Source organism: Trujillonella endophytica, assembly GCF_900110555.1.
In the GTDB taxonomy this organism is placed as follows: domain Bacteria; phylum Actinomycetota; class Actinomycetes; order Mycobacteriales; family Geodermatophilaceae; genus Trujillonella; species Trujillonella endophytica.
Genome location: NZ_FOEE01000001.1, coordinates 372,473 through 393,456, shown reverse-complemented (window position 1 = coordinate 393,456; position 20,984 = coordinate 372,473). Strand labels below are relative to the sequence as shown.

Genomic DNA, 20,984 nt, shown 5'->3' with positions numbered 1-20,984 from the left:
CCAGACGTGGGGAGAGCTTCCTATGCCTCGCGAGTGGCCTCATCGCTCAGCCCGCCGTCGGGGCGGCCGCGCTGGCCAGGGCCAGCTCCCGGTCCAGGCCGGACGCGGCGCCGCTCGCCAGCTGCCGGCCGAGGTGCCCGGCCAGGTGCTCGGCGTCGCGGGCGATGCCGGAGAAGCGGCCCGAGCCCCAGGTGTGGAGCCACGGCAGCCCGAGCACCGACAGCCCGGGCACGCTGGTCACCCCCCGCGTGTGGGTGGGGTAGCCGCGGCCGTCGAAGGCCGGCAGGTGCACCCAGCTCCAGTCGCTCGAGAACCCGATGCACCACACGACCGCGGCGATCCGGCCGGCGTCCAGGGTGGTGGGGTGGTCGGGCCCGGGCGCCCACACCGGCACGTAGCGCGGCTCGGTCGGGACGTCGATCCCGGCCGCGGCGATGTGCCGGTCGACGAGGTCCAGGGCGTTGTCGTTGACCCGGTCGGCGTTGTCGAGGTTGGCGGCCAGGTCGCCGGCGAAGGTCAGCGTCGTCCCGCGCAGCCCGGTGAGGGCGCCGTAGAGGTGCATTCCGTCGCGGGCGAAGGCGCGCAGGTCGATGTCGCGGCCACCGTCCCGGCCGGTGACGTAGTGGTTGGTGCCCACCCGGGCGGCCGCGCCGTCGCGGTGTTCGTCGATCGGCATGTCGTAGTGGCCGAGGTCGGCCAGCCAGGCGACGACGTCGCGGCCGCGGTAGGCGCGGGCGATCCGCGGCGCCCGGCCCACGGCGAGGTGCACGGTCCGCCCGGCCAGGTGCAGGTCCTCGGCGATCTGCGCGCCGGACTGGCCGGTGCCCACCACCAGGACCTCTCCCGGCGGCAGCCGGTCGGCGTTGCGGTACTCCGCGGCCGACAGCTGGACGACGGCGTCCGGCAGCTGGCCCGCCCAGCCGGGCACGACCGGCCGGGCGTAGCCGCCGGTCGCCAGCACCACGTGGTCGGCGGTGAGCGTGCCGGCGGAGGTGGTGAGCACGAAGCCGCCGTCGGGGCCGGGCCCGAGCCGCTCGACCGCCGTCCCCTCGAGCACCGGCGGGTCGAAGGAGGCGACGAACCCGCGCAGGTACTCGACGATCTCGGCCTTGACCATGAAGCCGTCGGGATCGGCGCCCCGGTACGGCCAGCCGGGCAGCCGGCACTGCCAGTTCGGGGTGACCAGGCAGAAGCTGTCCCAGCGGGCGTCGGTCCACTCGTGGCAGACGGTGCTGCGCTCCAGCACCACGTGCTCGACGCCGTCGCGGCGCAGGTACCACGACAGCGACAGGCCGGCCTGCCCGCCGCCCACGATCGCGACCGGCACGTGCGCCGGGAACCGCGCCCGCACGGTGTCCCAGCTCGTCCGCTCAGACACCGGCCAGCACCCCGTAGGCCTCGGGGCGGCGGTCGCGCAGGTGCGCCATCGAGCGGCGGGCGCCGGCCAGGACGCCGGGCACGTCGACGGCCGCCACCGCCATGCCCTCCCGGACGCCGGTGGTGGCGAGCACCTCGCCGCCGGGGCCGACCACCTTCGCGCTGGCGACGAACCGCAGCGACCCGAAGGTGCCCGACTGGTTGGCCGACACCCACACCACCTGGTTCTCCAGCGCGCGGGCCTGGTCGAACAGGTCGAACCGGTGGGTCCAGCGGTCGTCGGCGAGGTCCGGGGAGGCCGCGGTGCGCGCCGCCGGCCACGCCGACATGCAGACGACCACCTCCGCGCCGTCCAGCGCCAGCGTGCGGGACGCCTCGGGAAAGGCCTTGTCGTAGCAGATGAGCATCCCCAGCCGGCCGACCGGCGAGTCGAACGCCCCGAAGGTCTCCCCCGCCGCGTAGCTGTGGTGCTCGCCGAGGGGCTGGTGCACCTTGCGGTGCACGCCCAGGACGCCGTCGCCGGTCACCGCGACCGCGGTGTTGTAGCGGCGGGCGCCGTCGGACTCGCAGAACCCCGCGGTGACGACGACGTCGCCGGCCAGCGCGGCGAGCCGGGCGATCTCCGGACCGTCGACGTCGAGCGCCGGCGGCAGCGCGTGCCCCGGCGGTACGGCGTCGTCCGCCCGCCCGGCCGCCCCGGCGTCCACCCTCCCGGCATCCACCCCGTGCTCGCCGAGGTCGGCCAGGTAGCCGCCGAGGGTCGCCTCGGGCAGGGCGAGCAGCTGCACGCCGCGGGCCCGGGCGGCGGCCAGCAGCTGCTCGATGCGCGCGAACGCGGCGTCCAGGTCACGCCCGAACGGCGCGGCCACGGCCGCGAGGGTGGTGGTCACGCGGAACCTCCAGTGCTGATGGAGTGCGGCGAGCGAGGTTTTCTCGCTTGTGGCACTCCGCTGGGGCCCAGGCCGGTGACGGCGCCGGGCAGGGCGGGGGTCAGCGAGCCGTCGGGCCAGCGCAGGGAGACCCCGCTGCCGGGGACGAGCTCGCCGCAGGCGGCGCTGGTCGCCGGGCCGGCCGCGGCCACGGCCCGGCCGGGGGCGTCGGCGGTGAGGAAGGCCGTGCCGGGGAAGCAGGTGAGCCAGTCGCCCACCGTGGCTTCCGCCGGGCGCGGGACGGCGGCCACGTCGAGCACGGCGCCGCAGCCACTGGCCTCGGCCAGCATGCCGAGGGTGCCGACGACGCCGGCCATGCTGACGTCCTTGGCCGCCGCGGGTGCGGTGCGGGCGACGACCGAGCCCAGGAGCCGCAGCTCGGCGGGCGCCCGCCCGGTGGTGGAGTCCCACTGGGTGCCGGTGCCGCCGCGCCGCCAGCCGCCACCCAGGTCCGCGGTGAGCGACACGGTGTGCCCGGGCCGGCCGCTGGCGGCAGGCACCGGCCGGTCGGTGCGGCCGAGGGCGGTGACGCTCAGCGCCGCCGGGACGCCGAGCTGGGTGTGTCCCCCGAGCACCGGCACCCCCCAGGCCGCCGACGCCGCCCGCAGCCCGGTCAGGACGCGCGCGGCGAACGAGGCGTCCCGGGCCGCGACGGCGTCCAGCAGGCCGACCGGGGTCGCACCCATCGCCGCCAGGTCGTTGACGTTGACCAGCACGCCGCACCAGCCGGCCCACTCGGGGTCGCGCTCGACGAGCGAGGGCAGGATCGCGTCACAGGCGGCGACGACGTCGGTGCCGGGCACGGGAGCTCCGTCGTCGCCGACGAAGCCCGGTCCCCCCAGGTCCAGCCCGGCGAGCAGTCCCCCGAGCGGTGCCTTGGTCGCGGCGGCCAGGGCCGCGAGCCGGCCGACCGGCCAGGTCACCGTGACGTGCGGGGCCCCGCCGAGGTCGGCGGTTCCCGTGGCGTGCCAGCCCAGCCGGGCGAACAGCGGCGCGACCCGCTGCTGCACGGTGGCGTCGAAGCGCAGCACCCCGGCGGACTCGGCGCGGGCGCAGGCGGCGGTGACGAGCGCCGCCGCGGTGCCGGCCGGGGCCCCGGGGGCGACGACCAGGCGGGACCCGGTCCACCAGCCGACGTCCGGGCCCCCGGGATCGGCCGGGCCCAGCCGGACGCCCCCGAGCACGGTGCCGTCGGGCGCGCGGGCGACGAGGACGACGGTGCGCGGATCGTCGTCGGCGCCGTCCCGGTCGCCGCCGGCGAACAGGCCCTGGTCCTCGACGAACGCGGCGTGCCGCAGCCGCCCGTGGGCCGCGACACCGGCCGCGTCGGCCTCGGCGATCCGCGGCCGGACGGGGGGCACCGCCCGGAAGTCGACGAGCAGCACGTTGCGCTCCAGCGAGCGCAGGTCCGCGGCCGTCGGCGGCACCATCATCGCGGTCACCCGCCGGCCGCCGGCAGCGCGCTGCACGCCCCGCACGCGGCGCAGCCGGCGCCCTGGTCGGCGCCGCGCATCCCGATCCGCCGCAGGCCCGCGGCCACGCGGGTGGTGACGTCGTCGAGCAGGGCGGGAGCGGGGGCGCCCACGCCGTCGGCCGCCGCGAGGGTGCCGGCGAGCGGCCGGTAGGGGACGACGAACGGGTACACCCCCCGCTCGGCCAGGCGCAGCGCCCCGGCGACGAGCTCGTCGGGGTCCTCCCCCAGGCCGACCAGCAGGTAGGTGGACACCCGGTTGCGCCCGAAGACCCGCACCGCCTCGTCCCAGGCGGCGTCGTACTGGGCCATCGGCACGGTGGCCTTGCCCGGCATCCAGCGGCGCCGGACCGCCTCGTCGAGGGACTCGACGTGGATGCCGATCGCCGTGGCGCCGGCGTCGTGCAGCTCCCGGAGCACGCCGAGGTCCCCAGGGGCCGGTGGCTCGCACTGCACCTGCACCGGCAGCCCGGGCACCGCGGCCGTGACCGCCCGCACGCAGCGGGCCAGGTGCCGGGCGCCGCGGCCGCGGCCGGTGGTGGTGCCGGTGGTCAGCACCACCTGCCGGACGCCGTCCAGGCGGACCGCCGCCTCGGCGACCTCGGCGAGCTGCGCCGGCGTCTTCACCGCGGTGGTCGAGCCCGCGGCCAGCGACGCCTCGATCGCGCAGAACCGGCAGCGCTGGTCCTCGGCGTACCGGACGCAGGTCTGGACCACCGTTGAGGCCAGGACGTCGCTGCCGTGCAGCCGGGCCAGCCGCTCGTAGGGGATGCCGTCGGCGGTGCTGAGGTCGTAGAAGCGCGGCCGGGCGACCGGCTGCGCCTCCAGCCCGAGGTCGGCGCCGTCCAGCAGCAGCCGGCCGCCGCTGATCGCGTAGGGGCTGCCGGCGTCCACCGGGAGCGCCGTCGGCACGCCGTCCAGCAGCACGTGCCCGTCGTCGCTGGGGCCGGCGCCGGCCCGGCGGCGGACCGGCGCGTCCACCCGGACCCCGAGGATGGCGAGGTCGACACGGTGGCGCCCCGCGCGCGGAGCCGGGCGCGCGGGGCTCGCGGTCCCCGGGGGTGGGGCCATCAGAGGTTGTAGGTCGAGTTGATGATGGCGCCCTTGCGGGCGTAGTGGATGAGCGCGTCCTGCACGTCGAGCGGATGGCAGGGGATGCAGCCGGCGATGAGATCCTCCTCGCGCAGCCCGTGCAGGGAGAGCCCGAAGCGGCAGACGTAGACCGTGCCGCCCTCGGCGATGAACCGCTCGATCTGGGTGTTGATGTTGTGCTCGCCCGGGAAGGCCGAGTCGCCGGTGGTCGGGAAGCCGCGGGTGGCCATCGCGTTCATCGCGGCGGGGCCGTAGAAGTACAGGACCGACTCGTAGCCCTTGCGCAGGGCGCGCAGCGCCTGCAGGCAGGCCACGAAGCTGACCGAGGACTCGTGGGCGATGCCGTGCACGAGGGTGAAGTAGGACTCGCCCTCGCCGGCCTGGTAGTCGGGGAAGATCTTGGTCGACCCGTAGAGGTTGCTGCCCGGGGGCAGCGAGGGGTGCGGGATCTCGCCGAGGCTCGCCTGCTGGGCGGCCTTGAGGTCCTCGTCGCTGATCAGCGGCGTGCCGGTGGTGGCGGGCAGGGTCTGGGTCACGGGCGTGCCTTCCTTCTCTCGGGGTGGGGGCTCAGAGGCCGTGGAGGGCCTCGAAGTTGCGGGCGAACACGAGGTCGGCCAGCTCGCCGTCGCCGGTCGCGGCGGCCAGGCGGGCGTACTCGCCGTCGAAGTCGCCCCACGGCTGGTCGGAGGCGAACAGGACGCGGTCGGCGCCGATGCCGTGCCGCTCGATCTCGGTGGCGAACCAGCGGGGTGCGAAGCCGATCGCCCAGCTGGTGTCGGTGTAGACGCGCTTGCCGGCGGCGACCCAGGCGAAGAAGCGCTGGCCGATGAGCTTGATGTGGCCGCTCATCCCGCCGCCCATGTGCACGAGGTGGACGGCGACGTCGTCGGCGTAGTCGTCGACCAGGGAACCGACCTCGTCGAGGTCGCTGGCCGCGCCGGGGCTGGTGTGCACGTGCACGACGAGCCCGTGCGCGCGGGCGGCGCCGAAGATCGCGTCCAGCTGCGGCCGGCACGCGGGGTCGGTCACCCGGCCACCGAGCAGGAAGGACAGCTTCAGCGCCGCGACCCCGCGCTCCCCGGCCAGCGCGAGCGCCTTCTCGGTGGCGACGGCGTCCTGGGGGCGGGGTGAGGTCCACAGCCCCGCGAGCACCCGTTCGTCGCGCTGGGCTGCCTCGACCACGAGTTCGTTGAGCGCGAAGGAGGTGCCCGGGTCGGGCACTCCGTAGTTGGGGATGACCAGCGCGCGCTCGGTGCCCTCGCGGTCGAGGTCGGCGAGCAGCTCGGCGATGGTCGCCCGGGCCGTCGTGTCGGGGTTGACCGGCGGGCCGCCGTAGAAGGGGTATGCGGGGAGGACGCCGAGGTGACGGTGCGCGTCGTGCAGCACCGGCGGGCGTCGGGTCATGCCGGAAAGGCTGTCCGCGCGGCGTGTCCTCGTGGTGACGTCCGGAACGAGATTCGGTTACCGCTGCGCCGCCGTCCGGTCCGCCGGGTTTCGGCGCCGTTGCCCGGAGGGCCCTGCCCGCGTGTCCCGGCAGCGGGGGCCTGCGGCCCTGCCGCTTCCGGGGCCTGGAACGGATGCTGATCCCGTGCGCCGCCGCGCGGCGCCCCCCGGCCGGGCGCCGCATCGCAGGACCCTCCGCCGGCTGGCCATCCTGGTGGTGGTCGGCGGGACGACGCTGGTCCCGGTCCTGCCGTGCGCCGCCGCGCCGCCGGGAACGGCCGCACCGCCCGCGAGCGCGGTCCCCGACGGCTCCCCGCCCGCGGCCACCCCCGCTCCCCCGCCCCCGGCACTGGCCGACGCGGCGCAGGCGGCGGGGGGCGCGATCACGGCCGTCGTGCTCGACCCGGCCGGCCGCGTGCTCACCGCCGCCGACGCCGACCGGCCGCTGCCCACGGCCTCGCTGGTCAAGGTCCTGGTGGTGGAGGAGCTGCTCACCCGCGAGGCCAGGGGCACCGTGGTGCTGACGGCGGCCGACCGCAGCTGGATGGCAGCCGCCCTGACCACCTCCGACGACGCGGCGATGAGCGCGCTGTGGGTGCGCCACGACGGGGCGGCGCTGGTCGCGGCCGCGGTCGTGCGGCACCGGCTGACCGGGACCGCGCCGCCGCGGCTGCCCGGGCAGTGGGGCACCGCGCCGACGACGGCCCGCGACGTGGCCGCGGTGCTGTCGGCGGTCGAGCGGGGCACCCGCCCCGCGGACGCCGTGCTGCGCGGCTGGCTGCGCGCCGTCACCCCGACGGCCGCCGACGGGTTCGACCAGGCCTTCGGCCTGCTCGGCGCGGGCGGGGCGGTGGCCGCCAAGCAGGGGTGGATGTGCTGCGTCGGCGGGCGGCGGCACCTGCACTCGGCCGGTGTGCTCCCCGACGGGCGGATCGTCGTCGTGCTCGGCGAGTTCCCCCGCACCACGCCCTGGTCGGCGGCCCGCCCGGCCCTGGACGGCGCGGCGGCCGCTCTGGTGGCGGCCACGGCTCCCAGCGAGGTCGCAGCGCGCTGACCGCGCCCTCCCAGCGGCGCGGCGGAGCGTGGGCCCATGGACGGACGCACGTGGTTGTTCGACCCCGCGACCGCGCACGCCACCGTGCTGGCGCACCGGCCGGCCGGGTGCACGGCGGTGGAGTGCGTGGTCTCCGACGCGGTGTGGGCCGACGTCGTCGGGCTCCTGCGGTGGGCCGACGCCGGCACGCGGGTGCCCGCTCCGCTCGCGGCGGGCACCTGGTGGCGGCTGGCCACCGGCTGCGCGGCACTGCTGCGCCGGCTGCCCGGCCTCTGCGCCGAGCTCGACGAGCCGTGGGCGGTGCAGGGCCTGCCGGGTGAGGACGAGCGGCCGGCGGCCGAGCGGCTCATCCGCGCGACCGGTCGGCTCGCCGGCCTGCTCTCCGCTCCCGCCCCCGTGCCCCTGCGCCGGCTGGCCTCGGCCGTCGACGCCCTCGGCGCGGCGGCGATCGCCGTCCTGGTCGAGACCGGGTGCGCCGGCGGGGCGCGACCGGCCCCGTGAGCTCGGCCGACCCGCTCAGCCGACCTCGGTCAGCCGGCCGGTGGCGACGTCGAACACGAAGCCGCGGACGCTGTCCTTCACCGGCACGAACGGGCTGTCGAGGATCCGCTGGACCGACGCCTTCACGTCGACCTCCAGGTCGGCGAACGCCTCGGACCGCCACGGCGGCCGCACCCCCGTGTCGGCCTCCACGCCGTCGCGGAAGTCCTCGTCGGTGAAGGTGAGCATCCCGCAGTCGGTGTGGTGGACGAGGACGATCTCCCTCGTGCCGAGCAGCCGCTGGCTGATCGCCAGCGAGCGGATCTCGTCGTCGGTGACGACGCCGCCGGCGTTGCGGATGACGTGCGCCTCCCCCTCGGCCAGGCCGAGGGCCCGGTAGACGTCGAGGCGGGCGTCCATGCAGGCGAGCACGGCGACGTGCTTGGCCGGCGGCAGGGGCAGCGGGCCGGAGAAGGTCTCGGCGTAGCGGGCGTTGTTCTCGAGCAGTTCGTCGGTGACGGACACGGGGGCGCTCCAGTGCGGGCCGGGAGTCGGGGGCGGCACGGCGCCGCCCCTCGGAACCAGTATCCCTACTAAACCGGTCGACTTGACAGACTTTGCGTCGAGGCGTTCGCTGGTCCTCGTGCCCGCACCCGCCCTGTACCGCCGGTCCAGCGTGGACCTGCTGCGGGTCGCCAGCGCCCTCTGTCCGGCTTCCTGACGCCCCCACCCCCCTTTCCTCCGCGCCGCAGCGCGACTCCCCGTCAGGACTCCCCGTGACCCTCAGCACCGCCCTGCCCCCGGCCGCCGCCGACCTGCTCAGCACGATCACCGCCACCCGCCCTGCTCCCGACGAGATCACCGCCCGCCGGACCAGCGCGACCGCCCTCGCCGCGGCCCTCGCGGCCAACTCCGCCGCGTGGGCCGACCTCGTGGAGTACCGGCCGGACCGCCGCTGGAGCTCCGTGCTCGACCACGCCACCGCCGCCGCGGCGCTGGATCCCGCGCTGCACGCCGACCTGGTCGGCGCGCAGGTGGAGCTGTTCTCATGGCTGCCCGGCCAGGCCACCGCGCTGCACGACCACGGGGGCGCGGCCGGCGCCTTCGCCGTCGTCCACGGCGCGCTGACCGAGCTCACCGTCACCGAGACCGCCGCCGGCGGGGTGCACGACGAGGAGGTGCTGCTCACGGCGGGCCGGGTCCGCCCCTTCGCCCCGCACCACGTGCACCAGGTGACCAACGTCGGCGTGCTGCCCGCCGTGAGCGTGCACGTCCACACGCCGCGGCCGACCGTCGTGCACACCTACCGGATCGCCGCGTGCGGGTTGCTGCGCACCGGTACCGAGCAGCTCGGCTGAGCGGACCGGCCCGCCCGCGCCGCTCAGCGCAGCGGCGCGGGCGGGCCGTCGTCGCCGGTCAGCGGACGCTGGAACCAGGCGACGTCGCGCCAGTCGCCGTCCTTGAAGCCGACGGCACGGAACACCCCGACCGGGGCGAAGCCGAGCGCGCCGTGCAGGCCCTCGCTCGCCGGGTTCGGCAGCGTCACGCCGGCCAGCGCGGTGCGGTACCCGCGGTCGGCCAGCCGCGCGAACAGCGCCCCGTAGAGCGCGCGCCCCGCGCCGGTCCGACGCCGCCCCGGCTCCAGGTAGACGCTGACCGTGCACGACCACCGGTAGGCCGCCCGGGTCATCCACGTACCGGCATAGGCGTAGCCCACGACCGCGCCCGCGTCCTCCGCGACGAGCCAGGCGTGGGCCGCCTGCGCCGCCGCGATCCGCGCCGCCATCTCCTCCGCGCCCGGCGGCTGCGCCTCGAAGGAGACGGCCGAGCCGGTCACGTACGGCGCGTAGATCTCGGCGCAGCGGAGCGCGTCGGCGGCGGTCGCGTCGCGGATCTGCAGGCGGGCCCCGGTCACCGTCCGAGCCTGGCACGCCCGCGTTGCGCCACCGTGACGGGCACGGGCGCGCCTGTGGCACCGTTCCCGGCCATGACCGCCGTCCTGTCGATCCAGTCCCACGTCGTGTTCGGCCACGTGGGCAACTCCGCCGCGGTGTTCCCCCTCCAGCGGCTGGGGATCGAGGTGTGGCCCGTGCACACCGTGCAGTTCTCCAACCACACCGGCTACGGCGCCTGGCGCGGACGGGTCTTCGACGGGCAGGCCGTCGACGAGGTGGTCGAGGGCATCGCCGAGCGGGACGCGCTCGCCGGGTGCGACGCCGTCCTCTCCGGCTACCTGGGGTCGGCCGACATCGGGCACGCGGTCGTCGGCGCCGTCGGCCGGGTCCGCGCGGCCAACCCGGCCGCCGTGTACTGCTGCGACCCGGTCATCGGTGACGTCGGCCGCGGCGTGTTCGTGCGGCCGGGCATCCCGGAGTTCATGCGCGAGGTCGCCGTTCCGGCCGCGGACCTGGTCACCCCCAACCACTACGAGCTCGACCTGCTCTCGGGGACGACGACGGGCTCGCTGCAGTCGGTGAAGGACGCCGTCACCGCCGTGCACGGCCTGGGCCCGAAGGTCGTGCTCACCACCTCGCTGGACGCCGAGGACACCCCGCCCGACGCCGTGGACCTGCTCGCGTCGGAGGGCGGCCGGCACTGGCGGGTGCGCACCCCCCGCCTCGGCGTCGCGGTCAACGGCGCCGGCGACGCGATCGCCGCGCTGTTCCTCGCCCACTGGCTCGACACCCGCTCCGCGGCCGAGGCGCTGGGCCGCGCGGCCGCGTCGGTGCACGGCCTGCTCGCCGCCACCGAGGCGGCCGGATCGCGGGAGATCCTGCTCGTCGCGGCCCAGCAGGAGTTCGTCACCCCGAGCCACGTGTTCGCGGTCGAGGAGGTCTGAGCGATCCGCGCGCCCGCGGCAGGGCCGCCCCGACGCCGGCACTCCCGGGGCGGGAGAGTCAGGGCGCCGGCCGCCCTGACGCGACGCAGCCGGGGACGGCGGGCTCCCGTGCGGCGTGCTCAGCGGCGTGCACCAGTGCCGCGGGCAGCTCGTCGAACACGTGCCCGCGCGCGGCCACCGGGCCGAGGGCCCCGACCGCGGTCAGGAGCCGGGCCTGCTCCGGGGTGGCGCCCTTCACCAGCACGGTGACCCCGCGGCGCTCCAGGCCCTCGACGGCGTCCCTGAGCGCCCTCGCCCCCGTGGCGTCCAACAGCGTCATGCCGCTGAGCCGGAGCACCACCACCCGCACCTCCCGGTCGGCCGCGAGACCGGCCAGCGACCGGACGGCCGCGAAGAACACCGGACCGTCCAACCGGTAGACCTGCACGTGCGGTCCGAGCCCGGCCGGCACCTCGTCGGGCGCCGCGGACAGGGTGCGCGCCAGGTGCACCAGCGCGAGGACCGCGGACGCGGCCAGGCCCACCTCCACGGCGGTCACCAGGTCGGTGGCCACCGTGGCGACGGCGGTCAGGCCGAAGACGACGGCGTCGGCCCGGGTGGAGGCGAGGACCGCCCGGACGTTGTGCCGCTCGATCATCCGCCACGCCGTCACCAGCAGCACCCCGGCCAGCGTGACCAGCGGGATGCGGGCGACCAGCGGTCCCGCCACCAGCACCAGCACCGCCAGCACGCCCGCGTGGGTGAGCGCCGCGGCCGGCGTGGCCGCACCCGCGCGGGCGTTGACCGCGGTCCGGGCGATCGCACCGGTGGCCGGCATGCCCCCGCACAGACCCGAGGCCACGTTGGCCAGGCCCTGGCCGACCAGCTCCCGGTCGGGGTCGTGCCGGGGCCCCGGCACCAGCCCATCGGCGACCCGGGCCGACAGCAGGCTCTCCAGCGCGGCCAGGAACGCCACCACGAACGCGGGGCCGACGAGCGCCCCGACTCCACCGAGGTCCGGCAGCGCCGGCACCGGCAGCCCGGCCGGCAGCGTGCCGATCACGGCGAGATCAAGGCCGGCCAGCTCGGCGACCAGCGTGCCGGCGACGACCGCGATCAGCCCGGCGGGCACCGCACGGTGCAACCGCGGCAGCACGCCGGCCAGCAGCACGGTGAGCACCAGCACGCCCAGCACGGCGGGGTCGGGTGCGGCGAGGAAGCCGCCGATCGCCACCGCTGCCGCGGCAGCGGCGTTCTCCTGGCCGGTCACCTCGACGCCGAGCGCGTGCGGAACCTGCTGCGCAGCGATGACCACCGCGATGCCGACGGTGAAGCCCTCGACGAGCGGCCACGGCACGTACTCCAGCAGGCGCCCCAGCCGGAACACGCCCGCCGCCAGCACCAGCAGGCCGGCCAGCACGGCGAGGGGATAGACGACCTGGGGACCGTGCTCGGCGACCAGCGGCACCAGGACGACCGCCATCGCGCCGGTCGGCCCGGAGACCTGCACCCGCGAGCCGCCGAACACCGCGGCGACCGCCCCGGCGACGACGGCGGTGACCAGGCCGACCGCCGGCCCGACCCCGGACGCGACGGCGAAGGCCAGCGCCAGGGGCAGCGCCACGACCCCGACGGTGGCGCCCGCCGCCAGGTCCCGAGGCCAGGAGCGGCGCAGCCCGCGGTAGTCGGCACGCCGGGGCAGCAGCGCGCGCAGCCGGTCCGCCAGGGCGTTCACCGGACCCGGGCCCGGTCGGCCAGCGCGACGGCGTCGTCGGCCCCGTCGAGCTCGGCGAGGAGGGCCTGCCCCTCCCGGAGGGTGGCTGTGATCATGCGCCGGGCGACCGCGAGCAGCTCGGCGGTCTGCGGGTCGCGCAGCGAGCACACGACGGTGCTGCGCACCCTCCGGCTGTCGACCACGCCGGCCCGGCGGAGCACCGTCACCTGCTGGGACAGGTGGGACAGCTCCAGCCCCGTGGCATCGGCGAGCTCGCCGACGGTGCGGTCGCCCTCTGCCAGCAGTTCGAGCACCCGGACCCGGGCGGGATGGGCGAGCGCCTTGAACAGATCGGCCTTCGCCTCAGCGACGGGACGGCCGGCGGTGAACGGCATGCTCGGAGTCTATGACTTGAGAGAACCGTCAAGTGGTGAAGCTGCTCACTCGCGAGCGACGGGTGCGCGCTCCCCCTCCGCGGCGTGCCGCTCCACCGATGCCAGGACGTCGCGCAGGTCGTCGGCGATGCGGCGCAGCCGGTCCTCCGGCAGGCCGGCGAGCATCTGCTGCTGCTGCTCGAGCCCGGCGCCGACCGCCTCGTCGATGAGGGCCCGCCCGCCGTCGGTGAGCCGGACCTGCAGCGCGCGCCGGTCGGCGGGGTCGGGCGTTCGCACGATGTGCCCCGCCTTCTCCAACCGGTCGAGGCGACTGGTGGTGCCCCCGCTGCTGAGCATCATCTCGGCGGTGAGCCGCCCGGGCGAGAGCCCGTCCGGGCCGCCGGCGCGGCGCAGCGTGGCGAGGACGTCGAAGTCGGCACGGGTGATGCCGAAGCGGGCGTGGAACCGCTCCTGGGCGTCGCCGGCCACCCGCGCGGCCCGGTAGATCCGGCCGAAGACGGCCATGGCCAGGGTCTCCAGGTCCGGCCGCTCGGCCGCCCACTGGTCGATGATCGCGTCGACGCCGTCCCGCTCGGTCACGGCGGCAGCATCGCACAGCCGTACGGGTTCGAGAAAGCCGCTGCCGAGTATCTTGACATCGAGATACATACCGGCGAACGATTCCGGCCATGACGCTCACGGCCTCCCCCCTCGCTCCGGGAGCCGCCCCGACGACGCCCCACCGCCGGCCCGGCCTCCTCGTCCTCGCCACCGCCGTCGCGCCCGTGACCTGGGGTACGACGTACGTCGTCACCACCGAGTGGCTCCCACCCGACCGCCCACTGCTGGCGGCCACCGTGCGCGCGCTCCCGGCCGGCCTGCTCCTGGTGGCGCTGGGTCGCCGGCTGCCGCGCGGCGCCTGGTGGGGAAAGGCGGCCGTGCTGGGCGTGCTCAACATGGGCGCGTTCTTCGCGCTGCTGTTCGTCGCCGCCTACCGGCTGCCCGGCGGCGTCGCGGCGGTCCTGGGTGCCGCCCAGCCGCTGCTGGTGGCCGTGCTCGCCGTGCCCCTGCTCGGCGAGCGGCTGCGTGGGCGGACGCTGACCCTCGGCCTGCTCGGCGTCGCCGGCGTCGGGCTGATCGTGGTCACCGGGCCGGTGGCGCTCGACCCGGTCGGCGTCCTCGCCGGTCTCGCCGGAACGGCGAGCATGGGCGCGGGCGTCGTCCTCACCAAGCGGTGGGGCCGGCCCGTGCCGGTGCTGGCCTTCACCGGCTGGCAGCTCACCGCGGGCGGCCTGTTCCTGTTGCCGCTGCTCCTGCTGGTGGAGGGCCTGCCGCCCGCGCCCACCGGCGGGCAGGCCGGCGGCCTCCTCTACCTGGCCACGGTCAACACCGCGCTCGCCTACGTGCTCTGGCTGCGGGGCGTCGGCGCCCTGCCGACCGCGCACGTCAGCTTCCTGGCCCTGCTCTCCCCCGTGGTCGCCGCGGCCGCCGGCTGGGTGCTGCTGCAGCAGGTGCTCTCCCCGCTCCAGCTCGCGGGCATGGCGCTCGCGCTCACCGCCGTCGTCGCGGCCCAGCGCTCCCCCACCCCCACCCCCTCCCGAGAGGACTGAACCGTGCACGTGTTCCTGACCGGTGGCACCGGCCTGATCGGCTCCGCCGTCCTGACCGCCCTGCTCGCCGACGGCGCCACCGTCTCCGCGCTGGCCCGCAGCGACGCCTCGGCCGCCACGCTCACCGCGGCCGGCGCGGCCGTCGTCCGCGGTGACCTCACCGACGGCCGCCTGCTGGCCACCGCTGCCCGCGGCGCCGACGCCGTCGTGCACACCGCGTCCCCCGGCGACGGGACCAGCGCCGCGGTCGACGCCGCCCTGCTCGACGCGGTGCTGCCCGCGCTCGCCGGCACCGGCCGGCCCTACGTGCACACCAGCGGCGCGTGGGCCCTCGGCTCCGGCGACCTGGACGAGACCACCCCGCCCGACCCCGCCGAGCTGGTCGCCTGGCGCGTGCCGCTGGACGCCCGCGTGCAGGCCGCCGCGGCCGACGGCGTCCGCAGCGTGGTGCTCGCGCCGGGCATCGTGCACCGCGCGGGCGCGGGGATCCCGGCCACTGTGGTCGGCGGCGGGCCGCGCACCCCGGACGGCGCGCTGGTGCTGCCCGGCAGCGGCGCGCAGCACTGGACCACCGTGCACGCCGACGACCTGGGCCGGCTCTACGCGCTGGCGCTGCGGCACGCGGCGCCGGGCAGCCGGTACCTCGCGGTGAGCGGGCACAACCCGACGGTGACCGAGATCGGGGCCGCGTTCGCCCCCAGGGTCGTGGGCTCGTCGGACGAGGAGACCGCCGGCCGCCTCGGTCTCTTCGGCGCCGCGCTGCTGCTCGACCAGCGGGCGACCGGCGCACTGGCCCGGTCCGAGCTGGGCTGGGCGCCGGCCGGGCCGACACTGCTCGACGAGCTGACCCGGGCTGCGGCCCCTGCTGCCTGAGCCGCCGCGGCGGCCCGGGGTCGCGCCTCAGGGCAGCCGGTAGACGGCGTCCGGGACGTCGGTGACGAACATGTGCCCCGGCGCGTGGGTGATCGCCAGGGGCGGCCGCGAGGCGAGGACGGCGGCCTGCGGCGTCACCCCGCAGGCCCAGAACACCGGGACGTCGCCGGGGCGCGCCTCCACCGCGTCGCCGTAGTCGGGAGCGCCCAGGTCCGCGATGCCCAGGGCCTCGGGCGCGCCGACGTGCACCGGGGCCCCGTGCACCTGCGGCATCCGCGCGGTGACCTGGACGGCGACGGGCACCAGCGCCGCCGGCACCGGACGCATCGACACGACCAGCGGCCCCGACAGCCGGCCGGCGGGACGGCAGGGCCGGTCCGTCCGGTACATCGACACGATGCGGCCCTGCTCGAGGTTGCGCACCGGCACCCCGGCGGCCAGCAGCGCCGTCTCGAAGCTGAAGCTGCAGCCGATCAGGAAGGCCACGAGGTCGTCGCGCCAGACGTCGAGCACCTCGGTCGGCTCGTCGACCAGCTCGCCGTCCCGCCACACCCGGTAGCGGGGCAGGTCGGTGCGCAGGTCGGCGCCGGGGGCCAGCGTCGTCTCCGGGGAGCCGGGGTCGGTCACCTCGAGCACGGGCACCGGCTGCGGGTTGCGCTGGGCGAACAGCAGCATGTCCCAGGCCCAGTCCTGCGGAAGGACGACGAGGTTGGCCTGCGTGTGTCCCGGCGCGGCGCCCGACGTGGGGGCGGCCAGGCCGGCGCGGTACTGCGCGCGGTGTTCGGCGGGAGCAGCCATGCCCCCCATGCTGGTGGCCGCACGGCGTCCCGGCAGCCGGTCAGAGGGCGGGGTGGTCGCCCAGGACCTCGGTGCCGAAGGTCGCGGCCAGCGCGACCAGCCGGTCCGGATCGGCGCGCAGCGCCTCCTCGCCCTCGCGCTCCACCGCGGCGAAGAACCCCTCCATGCCGGCCGGGGAGACCACCGTCAGCATCCGGGCGGGCTCGTCGCCCAGCCGGCGCAGCGCGTGCGGCGTGCCGCGCGGCACGAGCAGGAACGCGCCCGGCCCGGCCTCGGTCTCCGCGCCGTCCAGCCAGGCCGCGACCCGGCCGGAGAGGACGTAGAACGCCTCCTCGGCGGCGATGTGCCGGTGCAGCGGGGTCACCGCCCCCCAGAACTCCTCCTCGACGAGCCAGTAGGCGCCGCCGGTGACCTCGGCGCCGGCCTTGGTCGTGTAGGTGGACCCGAGTGCGGTCGTCCGGGCGCCCTGCGCCGATTCCAGAACGATCATGGTGACCTCCCGGGGGATGCGGTGCCGATGCGACCGACCCTCCCGAGGGGAGCACCACCCGTCAACGCCCGCTGTTCCGCGACAGCGCAAGAACGGTCGGGCACGCGGGGCCGGTTCCTCGCCAGACTCTTCCCGTGGCCGACGAGACGACTCCCCCGAGCGGGCGCGACCGACTGCGCGAGCTGATCGACGCCGTCCTCGACGAGGACAACCGCACGCTGCCCGCCATGGCCGGGGACGCCTACGCCAGCCCCTGGTACTTCAGCCGCCAGGTCACCCGCGGCGCGGGCGAGCCGCCCGTGGCGCTGCGCCGCCGGGTGCTGCTCGAGCGCGCGGCCTGGCAGCTGCGCCGGGGCGCGGCCGTCACCGACACCGCGTTCGCCGCCGGCTACGACTCGGTCGAGGGGTTCGCGCGCGCGTTCGCCCGCGCCTACGGACGGCCGCCGGGCAGCGTCGCCGACGAGCAGCCGGGGACCCGCGACGCGCACTGGCTGCCGGCGCCCAACGGCATCCACTTCCACCCGCCGATGTCGCTGTGGGTCGCCGACGAGTCCGGCCGCGGCGCCCCCGACGAGGTGACCGGGCTGATGGTCCACCACGACGTCGAGGACACCCGCGCCCTGCTCGAGGCCGCGAAGGGCCTGACCGACGAGGCGTACCGGCTGGCCCGGCTGCCCGGCTGGTCGGTCCTGCCGTGGGACGGCACCGAGGAGTCGATCGCCGACGTCCTGCACGGGCTGGTGCGGAGCAAGGAGGTGTGGCTGGCCTCGATCGAGGGCGCCGACCACCCGGCGGGCGGGGCCGACGACCCGGTCGCCCTGCTGGCCCGGTTCGACGCCGTGGCCCCGCGCTGGCTGGCCGCCGTCCGCGACATCGCCCGCCGCGGCGCCTGGGGCGACCGGCTGGTCGACGCGCTGTGCGAGCCACCGGAGACGTTCGTGCTCGGCAGCGTCGTCGCGCACGTGCTCACGTACGCCGCACACCGGCGGCTGCTGGTGCGCCACCTGCTCCGCGACGCCTGCGTGGAGATCGACACCGGCGACCCGATCGACTGGCTGACGCGCTCGTCCCGCTGACAGGAGGACCACCCCGTGACCCGCACCGTGTACTACACCGCCACCACCCTCGACGGCTTCATCGCCACCCCCGAGCACTCGCTGGACTGGCTGCTCTCGCGGCAGATCGACCAGGACGGCCCGTTCGGCTACAAGGACTTCGAGAAGCGGATCGGCGCCGTCGTCATGGGCGCCAGCACCTACCGCTGGATCCGCCGGCACGAGCCGGACTCGTGGGCCTACGCCATCCCGACCTGGGTGCTCACCCACTCGCGCGACCTCGAACCGTTCCCGGGGGCCGACATCCGGATCACCGCGGCCGACTCGCCCGAGGCGCTCACCACCCTGCACGGGGAGCTGGTCGCCGCCGCCGGGGGACGCGACGTCTGGGTCGTCGGCGGGGGCGACCTCGCCGGCCAGTTCGCCGAGGCCGGCCTGCTCGACGAGCTCGTCGTCTCGATCGCGCCGGTCACGATCGGCGCCGGCGCCCCGCTGCTCCCCCGCCACGTGGAGCTGGTGCGCACCGAGTGGGCGGTCAACGGCGAGTTCGTCTGCGTCCGCTACGACGTCGTCCGGTAGCCGAGTCGCTCGAGCGCGGAAACCGTTCCCGAGGGAACTCCGCTCAGCCGGTGATCCTCTCGGGAAATCGCTTGGCCGGACCGCGATGCTGGACGGCGTGCGGCTCACCTTCACGCGGATGGCCGACCGGCGCGCCGTCGAGTCGCTGATCGAACGGGACGACGGCGTGGTGTTCGCCGTCCGCGGTGCGGGCGGCGGCGAACACCTCCCGCACGACCTCGTGCACGCGCTGGTCGAGGCCGAGCTCGGCATCCGCGACGGGATCTGGGGCTGCGTCGCCGACGGCGCGGTGTGGACGACGATGCGCCACGTGTCGGGTCGCCGTCCCCCGCACGCCGCCGAGCGCTCGGAGCGGCTCAAGCGCGAGCGGCCGCGGCGATCGGCCGGGCCGAGGCCCTGGCCGACCTCGTGCATCGGCTCGCCGACGGCGCGGAGGTGCTCTCCGGCGAGGCGGATCGCAGCGGCATCCCCTCGGAACGGCTGGCCGCGGCGGCCGAGGCGCTGCGGGCGGCCGGCCGGCGCTGGGCGGCGCTGCGGCCCGGCGAGGAGGAGGTCCTCCAGTGGCCGGGGAGCCGGAGCCGTCGGCGCTGAGCAGGATGAGCCCCATGGACCTGAACTCCGACCTCGGCGAGGGCTTCGGCCAGTGGACCCTGGGGGACGACGAGGCGCTGCTCGGCGTCGTCACCAGCGCGAACGTGGCTTGCGGCTTCCACGCCGGGGACCCGGTGATCCTGCGCCGGGTGTGCGAGCAGGCGGCGGCCGCTGGGGTCGCCGTCGGCGCGCAGGTGGCCTACCGCGACCTGGCGGGGTTCGGCCGGCGCTTCGTCGACGTCGAGCCGCACGAGCTCACCCAGGACGTGCTCTACCAGATCGGCGCCCTGGAGGCCTTCGCCCGCGTGGCCGGCACCCGGGTGCGGTACGTCAAGCCGCACGGGGCGCTGTACAACGCGATCGTCGCGCACGAGGAGCAGGCCGCGGCCGTCGTCCGGGCCGTCGTGGAGTACGACCGCACGCTGCCGGTGCTGGGCCTGCCCGGCTCGGCCTGGCTGCGGCAGGCCGAGGCCGCCGGGCTGGCCGTGGTGGCCGAGGCGTTCGCCGACCGCGCCTACACCCCCGAGGGCACGCTGGTGTCGCGCCGGCTGCCCGGGGCGGTGCTGCACGACGCCGACGAGATCGCCCGCCGCTGCCTGGCCATGGCCACCGGCGAGCCGGTCGCCGACGTCGAGGGCGGCTCGCTCCTGCTGCGACCGGGCTCGATCTGCGTGCACGGCGACACCCCCGGCGCGGTGGCGATCGCCGGCCGGGTGCGCTCGGTGCTGACCGGGGCGGGGGTCGCGCTGGCCCCCTTCGCCGCCTGATGCGGGTCCTGCCCAGCGGGTCGACCGCGCTGCTGGTGGAGCTCGACGGGCTGGACGACGTCCTCGGCCTCTACGCCGCGCTCGTCGCCGAGCCGCTGGACGGCGTGGTGGACCTCGTCCCGGCCGCCCGGACCGTCCTGCTCGTCACCGACCCGTCGGCGGTGGCGCTCGCCGACGTCGAGGCCGCCGTCCGCCGGGTCCGTCCGCGGCCGGGCCGCGCCGGCACCGGGGGAACCGTGGAGCTGCCGGTGCACTACGACGGCGCGGACCTCGCCGACGTCGCCGCGCTGTGGGGCGTCGACCCCGACGAGGTGGTGCGGCGGCACACGGGCACCGGGTGGACCGTCGCCTTCTGCGGCTTCGCCCCCGGGTTCGGCTACTGCACCCCCGACGGCGACCCGTGGGACGTGCCGCGCCGGGACACCCCGCGGACGCGGGTCCCGGCCGGGGCGGTGGGGCTGGCCGGGCCGTTCAGCGGCGTCTATCCGCGGGAGTCCCCCGGCGGGTGGCAGCTGATCGGCCGCACCGACGTCGCCGTGTTCGACCTCGACCGCGACCCGGCGGCACTGCTGCGGCCCGGGGTGCGGGTCCGGTTCCGAGCGGTGTCGGGAGCGGCGTCGTGAGCCGCGCCGTCACCGTTCTCGAGACGGGCCCCCTCACCACGGTCCAGGACCTCGGCCGCCCCGGCCGGGGCGCGCTGGGCATCGGCCGCTCCGGGGCGGCCGACCGCTCCGCCGCCGCCCTGGCCAACCGGCTGCTCGGCAACGACGCCGGCGCCGCGCTGCTCGAGGTCACCTACGGCGGCCTGGTGCTGCGCGCCGAGGGCGACCTGCTGGTGGTGACCACCGGGGCCCGGTGCGCCGGGTCGGAGGCGCACAACGCACCGGTGCCGCTGCCGGCGGGGCGGGGGCTGCGGCTCGGCGTGCCGGAGACGGGGCTGCGCACCTACGTCGGCGTCCGCGGCGGTATCGACGTCGAGCCGGTGCTCGGCTCGCGCGCCACCGACGTGCTCTCCGGCCTCGGCCCGCCGGTCGTCTCGGCCGGCGACGTGCTGCCCGTCGGCCCGGCATCGGCGCTGCCGCCCGGCGTCGACCTCGCGGCGCTGGCGGACCCGCCGGGCGGTGAGGTGACCGTGCGGGTGCTCCCGGGCCCGCGCCGCGACTGGTTCGGCGACACCGGGTGGACCGCCCTGACCGCCCGGCCGTGGACGGTCACCGCCGAGAGCAACCGGGTCGGCCTGCGGCTGGACGGCGAGCCCCTGCGCCGCGAGCGGGAGGGCGAGCTGCCCAGCGAGGGCATGGTGCGGGGCGCGCTGCAGGTGCCGCCGTCCGGGCTGCCGGTGCTGTTCCTCGCCGACGGCCCCGTCACCGGCGGCTATCCGGTGATCGCCTACGTCGCCGACGACGACGTCGACCGCTGCGCGCAACTGCGTCCGGGGCAGGCGCTGCGGCTGCGCGGGTGACGGGTCC

The 20,984-nt window shown here is 76.9% G+C and carries 26 protein-coding genes; 12 read left to right on the top strand and 14 right to left on the bottom strand.

All coding sequences use genetic code 11. The annotated features are described in order from the left end of the window. Positions 1-46: 46 nt before the first annotated feature. The 6 genes from BMY88_RS01930 to BMY88_RS01905 all read right to left on the bottom strand — a co-directional run bounded on the left by BMY88_RS01930 (position 47) and on the right by BMY88_RS01905 (position 6,273). The gene (locus BMY88_RS01930; protein WP_244524407.1) at positions 47-1,378 is read right to left on the bottom strand and encodes an MSMEG_0569 family flavin-dependent oxidoreductase; all 1,332 of its coding nucleotides are present in this window, start codon (positions 1,376-1,378) and stop codon (positions 47-49) included. Further along, complete coding sequence (locus tag BMY88_RS01925) at positions 1,371-2,267, bottom strand: carbon-nitrogen hydrolase family protein (RefSeq protein ID WP_091939531.1); 897 nt, start codon at positions 2,265-2,267, stop codon at positions 1,371-1,373. Before BMY88_RS01925 ends, BMY88_RS01930 begins: the two co-directional genes overlap by 8 nt. Continuing rightward, on the bottom strand, positions 2,264-3,775 hold the full coding sequence (locus BMY88_RS01920) for an MSMEG_0567/sll0787 family protein (protein ID WP_244524406.1): 1,512 nt from the start codon (positions 3,773-3,775) through the stop codon (positions 2,264-2,266). The genes BMY88_RS01925 and BMY88_RS01920 overlap by 4 nt, the downstream gene beginning before the upstream one ends. Continuing rightward, positions 3,745-4,758 carry an MSMEG_0568 family radical SAM protein gene (locus tag BMY88_RS01915; RefSeq protein WP_244524405.1) on the bottom strand — a complete coding sequence of 338 codons (1,014 nt, stop codon included), beginning with the start codon at positions 4,756-4,758 and terminating at the stop codon, positions 3,745-3,747. The genes BMY88_RS01920 and BMY88_RS01915 overlap by 31 nt, the downstream gene beginning before the upstream one ends. Before the next feature lie 89 nt (positions 4,759-4,847). Beyond that, on the bottom strand, positions 4,848-5,405 hold the full coding sequence (locus tag BMY88_RS01910; protein ID WP_211435421.1) for an MSMEG_0572/Sll0783 family nitrogen starvation response protein: 558 nt from the start codon (positions 5,403-5,405) through the stop codon (positions 4,848-4,850). Positions 5,406-5,436: 31 nt separating this feature from the next. Further along, complete coding sequence (locus BMY88_RS01905; RefSeq protein WP_091939527.1) at positions 5,437-6,273, bottom strand: amidohydrolase family protein; 837 nt, start codon at positions 6,271-6,273, stop codon at positions 5,437-5,439. A gap of 184 nt (positions 6,274-6,457) precedes the next feature. Here BMY88_RS01905 and BMY88_RS01900 point away from each other — a divergent pair, with 184 nt between their 5' ends. Both BMY88_RS01900 and BMY88_RS01895 read left to right on the top strand, forming a co-directional pair. Beyond that, a complete protein-coding gene (locus BMY88_RS01900; RefSeq protein WP_091939525.1) occupies positions 6,458-7,366 on the top strand; it encodes a serine hydrolase in 909 nt (302 codons plus the stop codon). Between the two features lie 36 nt (positions 7,367-7,402). Then, entirely contained in the window at positions 7,403-7,867 is a 465-nt protein-coding gene (locus tag BMY88_RS01895) for a hypothetical protein (protein WP_091939523.1), read from the top strand. Between the two features lie 15 nt (positions 7,868-7,882). Here the strand turns inward: BMY88_RS01895 and BMY88_RS01890 are convergent, their stop codons facing one another. Further along, complete coding sequence (locus tag BMY88_RS01890; protein WP_091939521.1) at positions 7,883-8,371, bottom strand: beta-class carbonic anhydrase; 489 nt, start codon at positions 8,369-8,371, stop codon at positions 7,883-7,885. Positions 8,372-8,622: 251 nt separating this feature from the next. Between BMY88_RS01890 and BMY88_RS01885 the strand changes: the two genes are divergently transcribed. Further along, positions 8,623-9,204: a cysteine dioxygenase gene (locus tag BMY88_RS01885; RefSeq protein WP_211435420.1), complete on the top strand. Its 582-nt coding sequence runs from the start codon at positions 8,623-8,625 to the stop codon at positions 9,202-9,204. 23 nt (positions 9,205-9,227) lie between these two features. Here the strand turns inward: BMY88_RS01885 and BMY88_RS01880 are convergent, their stop codons facing one another. Further along, positions 9,228-9,761 (bottom strand): GNAT family N-acetyltransferase, encoded by a 534-nt coding sequence (locus BMY88_RS01880; protein ID WP_211435419.1) that lies wholly within the window; start codon positions 9,759-9,761, stop codon positions 9,228-9,230. A gap of 72 nt (positions 9,762-9,833) precedes the next feature. On the opposite strand from BMY88_RS01880, the gene pdxY reads away from it, so the two are divergent. Beyond that, complete coding sequence (gene pdxY / locus BMY88_RS01875) at positions 9,834-10,685, top strand: pyridoxal kinase PdxY (protein ID WP_091939519.1); 852 nt, start codon at positions 9,834-9,836, stop codon at positions 10,683-10,685. Positions 10,686-10,743: 58 nt separating this feature from the next. Here pdxY and BMY88_RS01870 read toward each other — a convergent pair whose 3' ends face one another. Genes BMY88_RS01870 through BMY88_RS24575 form a run of 3 tightly spaced genes read right to left on the bottom strand, consistent with a single transcriptional unit; the run spans position 10,744 to position 13,352 of the window. Then, the gene (locus BMY88_RS01870) at positions 10,744-12,399 is read right to left on the bottom strand and encodes a SulP family inorganic anion transporter (protein ID WP_211435418.1); all 1,656 of its coding nucleotides are present in this window, start codon (positions 12,397-12,399) and stop codon (positions 10,744-10,746) included. Beyond that, positions 12,396-12,773 (bottom strand): ArsR/SmtB family transcription factor, encoded by a 378-nt coding sequence (locus BMY88_RS01865; RefSeq protein ID WP_091939516.1) that lies wholly within the window; start codon positions 12,771-12,773, stop codon positions 12,396-12,398. Before BMY88_RS01865 ends, BMY88_RS01870 begins: the two co-directional genes overlap by 4 nt. 45 nt (positions 12,774-12,818) lie before the next feature. Beyond that, complete coding sequence (locus BMY88_RS24575; RefSeq protein WP_280138678.1) at positions 12,819-13,352, bottom strand: MarR family winged helix-turn-helix transcriptional regulator; 534 nt, start codon at positions 13,350-13,352, stop codon at positions 12,819-12,821. Between the two features lie 89 nt (positions 13,353-13,441). Here BMY88_RS24575 and BMY88_RS01855 point away from each other — a divergent pair, with 89 nt between their 5' ends. Then, positions 13,442-14,362, top strand: coding sequence for an EamA family transporter (locus BMY88_RS01855; RefSeq protein WP_091939512.1), 921 nt, complete (start codon positions 13,442-13,444; stop codon positions 14,360-14,362). A gap of 3 nt (positions 14,363-14,365) precedes the next feature. Further along, on the top strand, positions 14,366-15,235 hold the full coding sequence (locus BMY88_RS01850; protein ID WP_091939510.1) for an NAD-dependent epimerase/dehydratase family protein: 870 nt from the start codon (positions 14,366-14,368) through the stop codon (positions 15,233-15,235). Between the two features lie 27 nt (positions 15,236-15,262). On the opposite strand, the gene BMY88_RS01845 is transcribed toward BMY88_RS01850, so the two are convergent. Both BMY88_RS01845 and BMY88_RS01840 read right to left on the bottom strand, forming a co-directional pair. Then, positions 15,263-16,033 (bottom strand): putative hydro-lyase, encoded by a 771-nt coding sequence (locus BMY88_RS01845; RefSeq protein WP_091939508.1) that lies wholly within the window; start codon positions 16,031-16,033, stop codon positions 15,263-15,265. Positions 16,034-16,073: 40 nt separating this feature from the next. Beyond that, a complete protein-coding gene (locus tag BMY88_RS01840; RefSeq protein WP_091939506.1) occupies positions 16,074-16,523 on the bottom strand; it encodes a cupin domain-containing protein in 450 nt (149 codons plus the stop codon). Positions 16,524-16,657: 134 nt separating this feature from the next. Between BMY88_RS01840 and BMY88_RS01835 the strand changes: the two genes are divergently transcribed. Next, complete coding sequence (locus BMY88_RS01835) at positions 16,658-17,599, top strand: helix-turn-helix domain-containing protein (RefSeq protein WP_244524404.1); 942 nt, start codon at positions 16,658-16,660, stop codon at positions 17,597-17,599. 15 nt (positions 17,600-17,614) lie between these two features. Next, a complete protein-coding gene (locus BMY88_RS01830; RefSeq protein WP_091939504.1) occupies positions 17,615-18,157 on the top strand; it encodes a dihydrofolate reductase family protein in 543 nt (180 codons plus the stop codon). A 43-nt stretch (positions 18,158-18,200) separates the two neighbouring features. Here BMY88_RS01830 and BMY88_RS01825 read toward each other — a convergent pair whose 3' ends face one another. Beyond that, positions 18,201-18,467, bottom strand: coding sequence for a hypothetical protein (locus BMY88_RS01825; RefSeq protein WP_139220378.1), 267 nt, complete (start codon positions 18,465-18,467; stop codon positions 18,201-18,203). 98 nt (positions 18,468-18,565) lie between these two features. Here BMY88_RS01825 and BMY88_RS01820 point away from each other — a divergent pair, with 98 nt between their 5' ends. The 4 genes from BMY88_RS01820 to BMY88_RS01805 are packed head-to-tail and all read left to right on the top strand — an operon-like array spanning position 18,566 to position 20,977. After that, on the top strand, positions 18,566-18,748 hold the full coding sequence (locus BMY88_RS01820; protein ID WP_091939501.1) for a hypothetical protein: 183 nt from the start codon (positions 18,566-18,568) through the stop codon (positions 18,746-18,748). Positions 18,749-18,762: 14 nt separating this feature from the next. Continuing rightward, entirely contained in the window at positions 18,763-19,515 is a 753-nt protein-coding gene (locus BMY88_RS01815; protein ID WP_091939968.1) for a LamB/YcsF family protein, read from the top strand. Further along, on the top strand, positions 19,515-20,138 hold the full coding sequence (locus BMY88_RS01810; RefSeq protein ID WP_091939500.1) for a 5-oxoprolinase subunit B family protein: 624 nt from the start codon (positions 19,515-19,517) through the stop codon (positions 20,136-20,138). The genes BMY88_RS01815 and BMY88_RS01810 overlap by 1 nt, the downstream gene beginning before the upstream one ends. Further along, the gene (locus BMY88_RS01805; RefSeq protein WP_091939498.1) at positions 20,135-20,977 is read left to right on the top strand and encodes a 5-oxoprolinase subunit C family protein; all 843 of its coding nucleotides are present in this window, start codon (positions 20,135-20,137) and stop codon (positions 20,975-20,977) included. Before BMY88_RS01810 ends, BMY88_RS01805 begins: the two co-directional genes overlap by 4 nt. Positions 20,978-20,984 lie beyond the last annotated feature (7 nt).

Coding starts and splice junctions, on each gene's coding strand:
- BMY88_RS01905 (WP_091939527.1), bottom strand. CDS start 6,273: ATGACCCGACGCCCGCCGGTGCTGCACGACGCGCACCGTCACCTCGGC.
- BMY88_RS01895 (WP_091939523.1), top strand. CDS start 7,403: ATGGACGGACGCACGTGGTTGTTCGACCCCGCGACCGCGCACGCCACC.
- pdxY (WP_091939519.1), top strand. CDS start 9,834: ATGACCGCCGTCCTGTCGATCCAGTCCCACGTCGTGTTCGGCCACGTG.
- BMY88_RS01865 (WP_091939516.1), bottom strand. CDS start 12,773: ATGCCGTTCACCGCCGGCCGTCCCGTCGCTGAGGCGAAGGCCGATCTG.
- BMY88_RS01855 (WP_091939512.1), top strand. CDS start 13,442: ATGACGCTCACGGCCTCCCCCCTCGCTCCGGGAGCCGCCCCGACGACG.
- BMY88_RS01845 (WP_091939508.1), bottom strand. CDS start 16,033: ATGGCTGCTCCCGCCGAACACCGCGCGCAGTACCGCGCCGGCCTGGCC.
- BMY88_RS01840 (WP_091939506.1), bottom strand. CDS start 16,523: ATGATCGTTCTGGAATCGGCGCAGGGCGCCCGGACGACCGCACTCGGG.
- BMY88_RS01815 (WP_091939968.1), top strand. CDS start 18,763: ATGGACCTGAACTCCGACCTCGGCGAGGGCTTCGGCCAGTGGACCCTG.
- BMY88_RS01810 (WP_091939500.1), top strand. CDS start 19,515: ATGCGGGTCCTGCCCAGCGGGTCGACCGCGCTGCTGGTGGAGCTCGAC.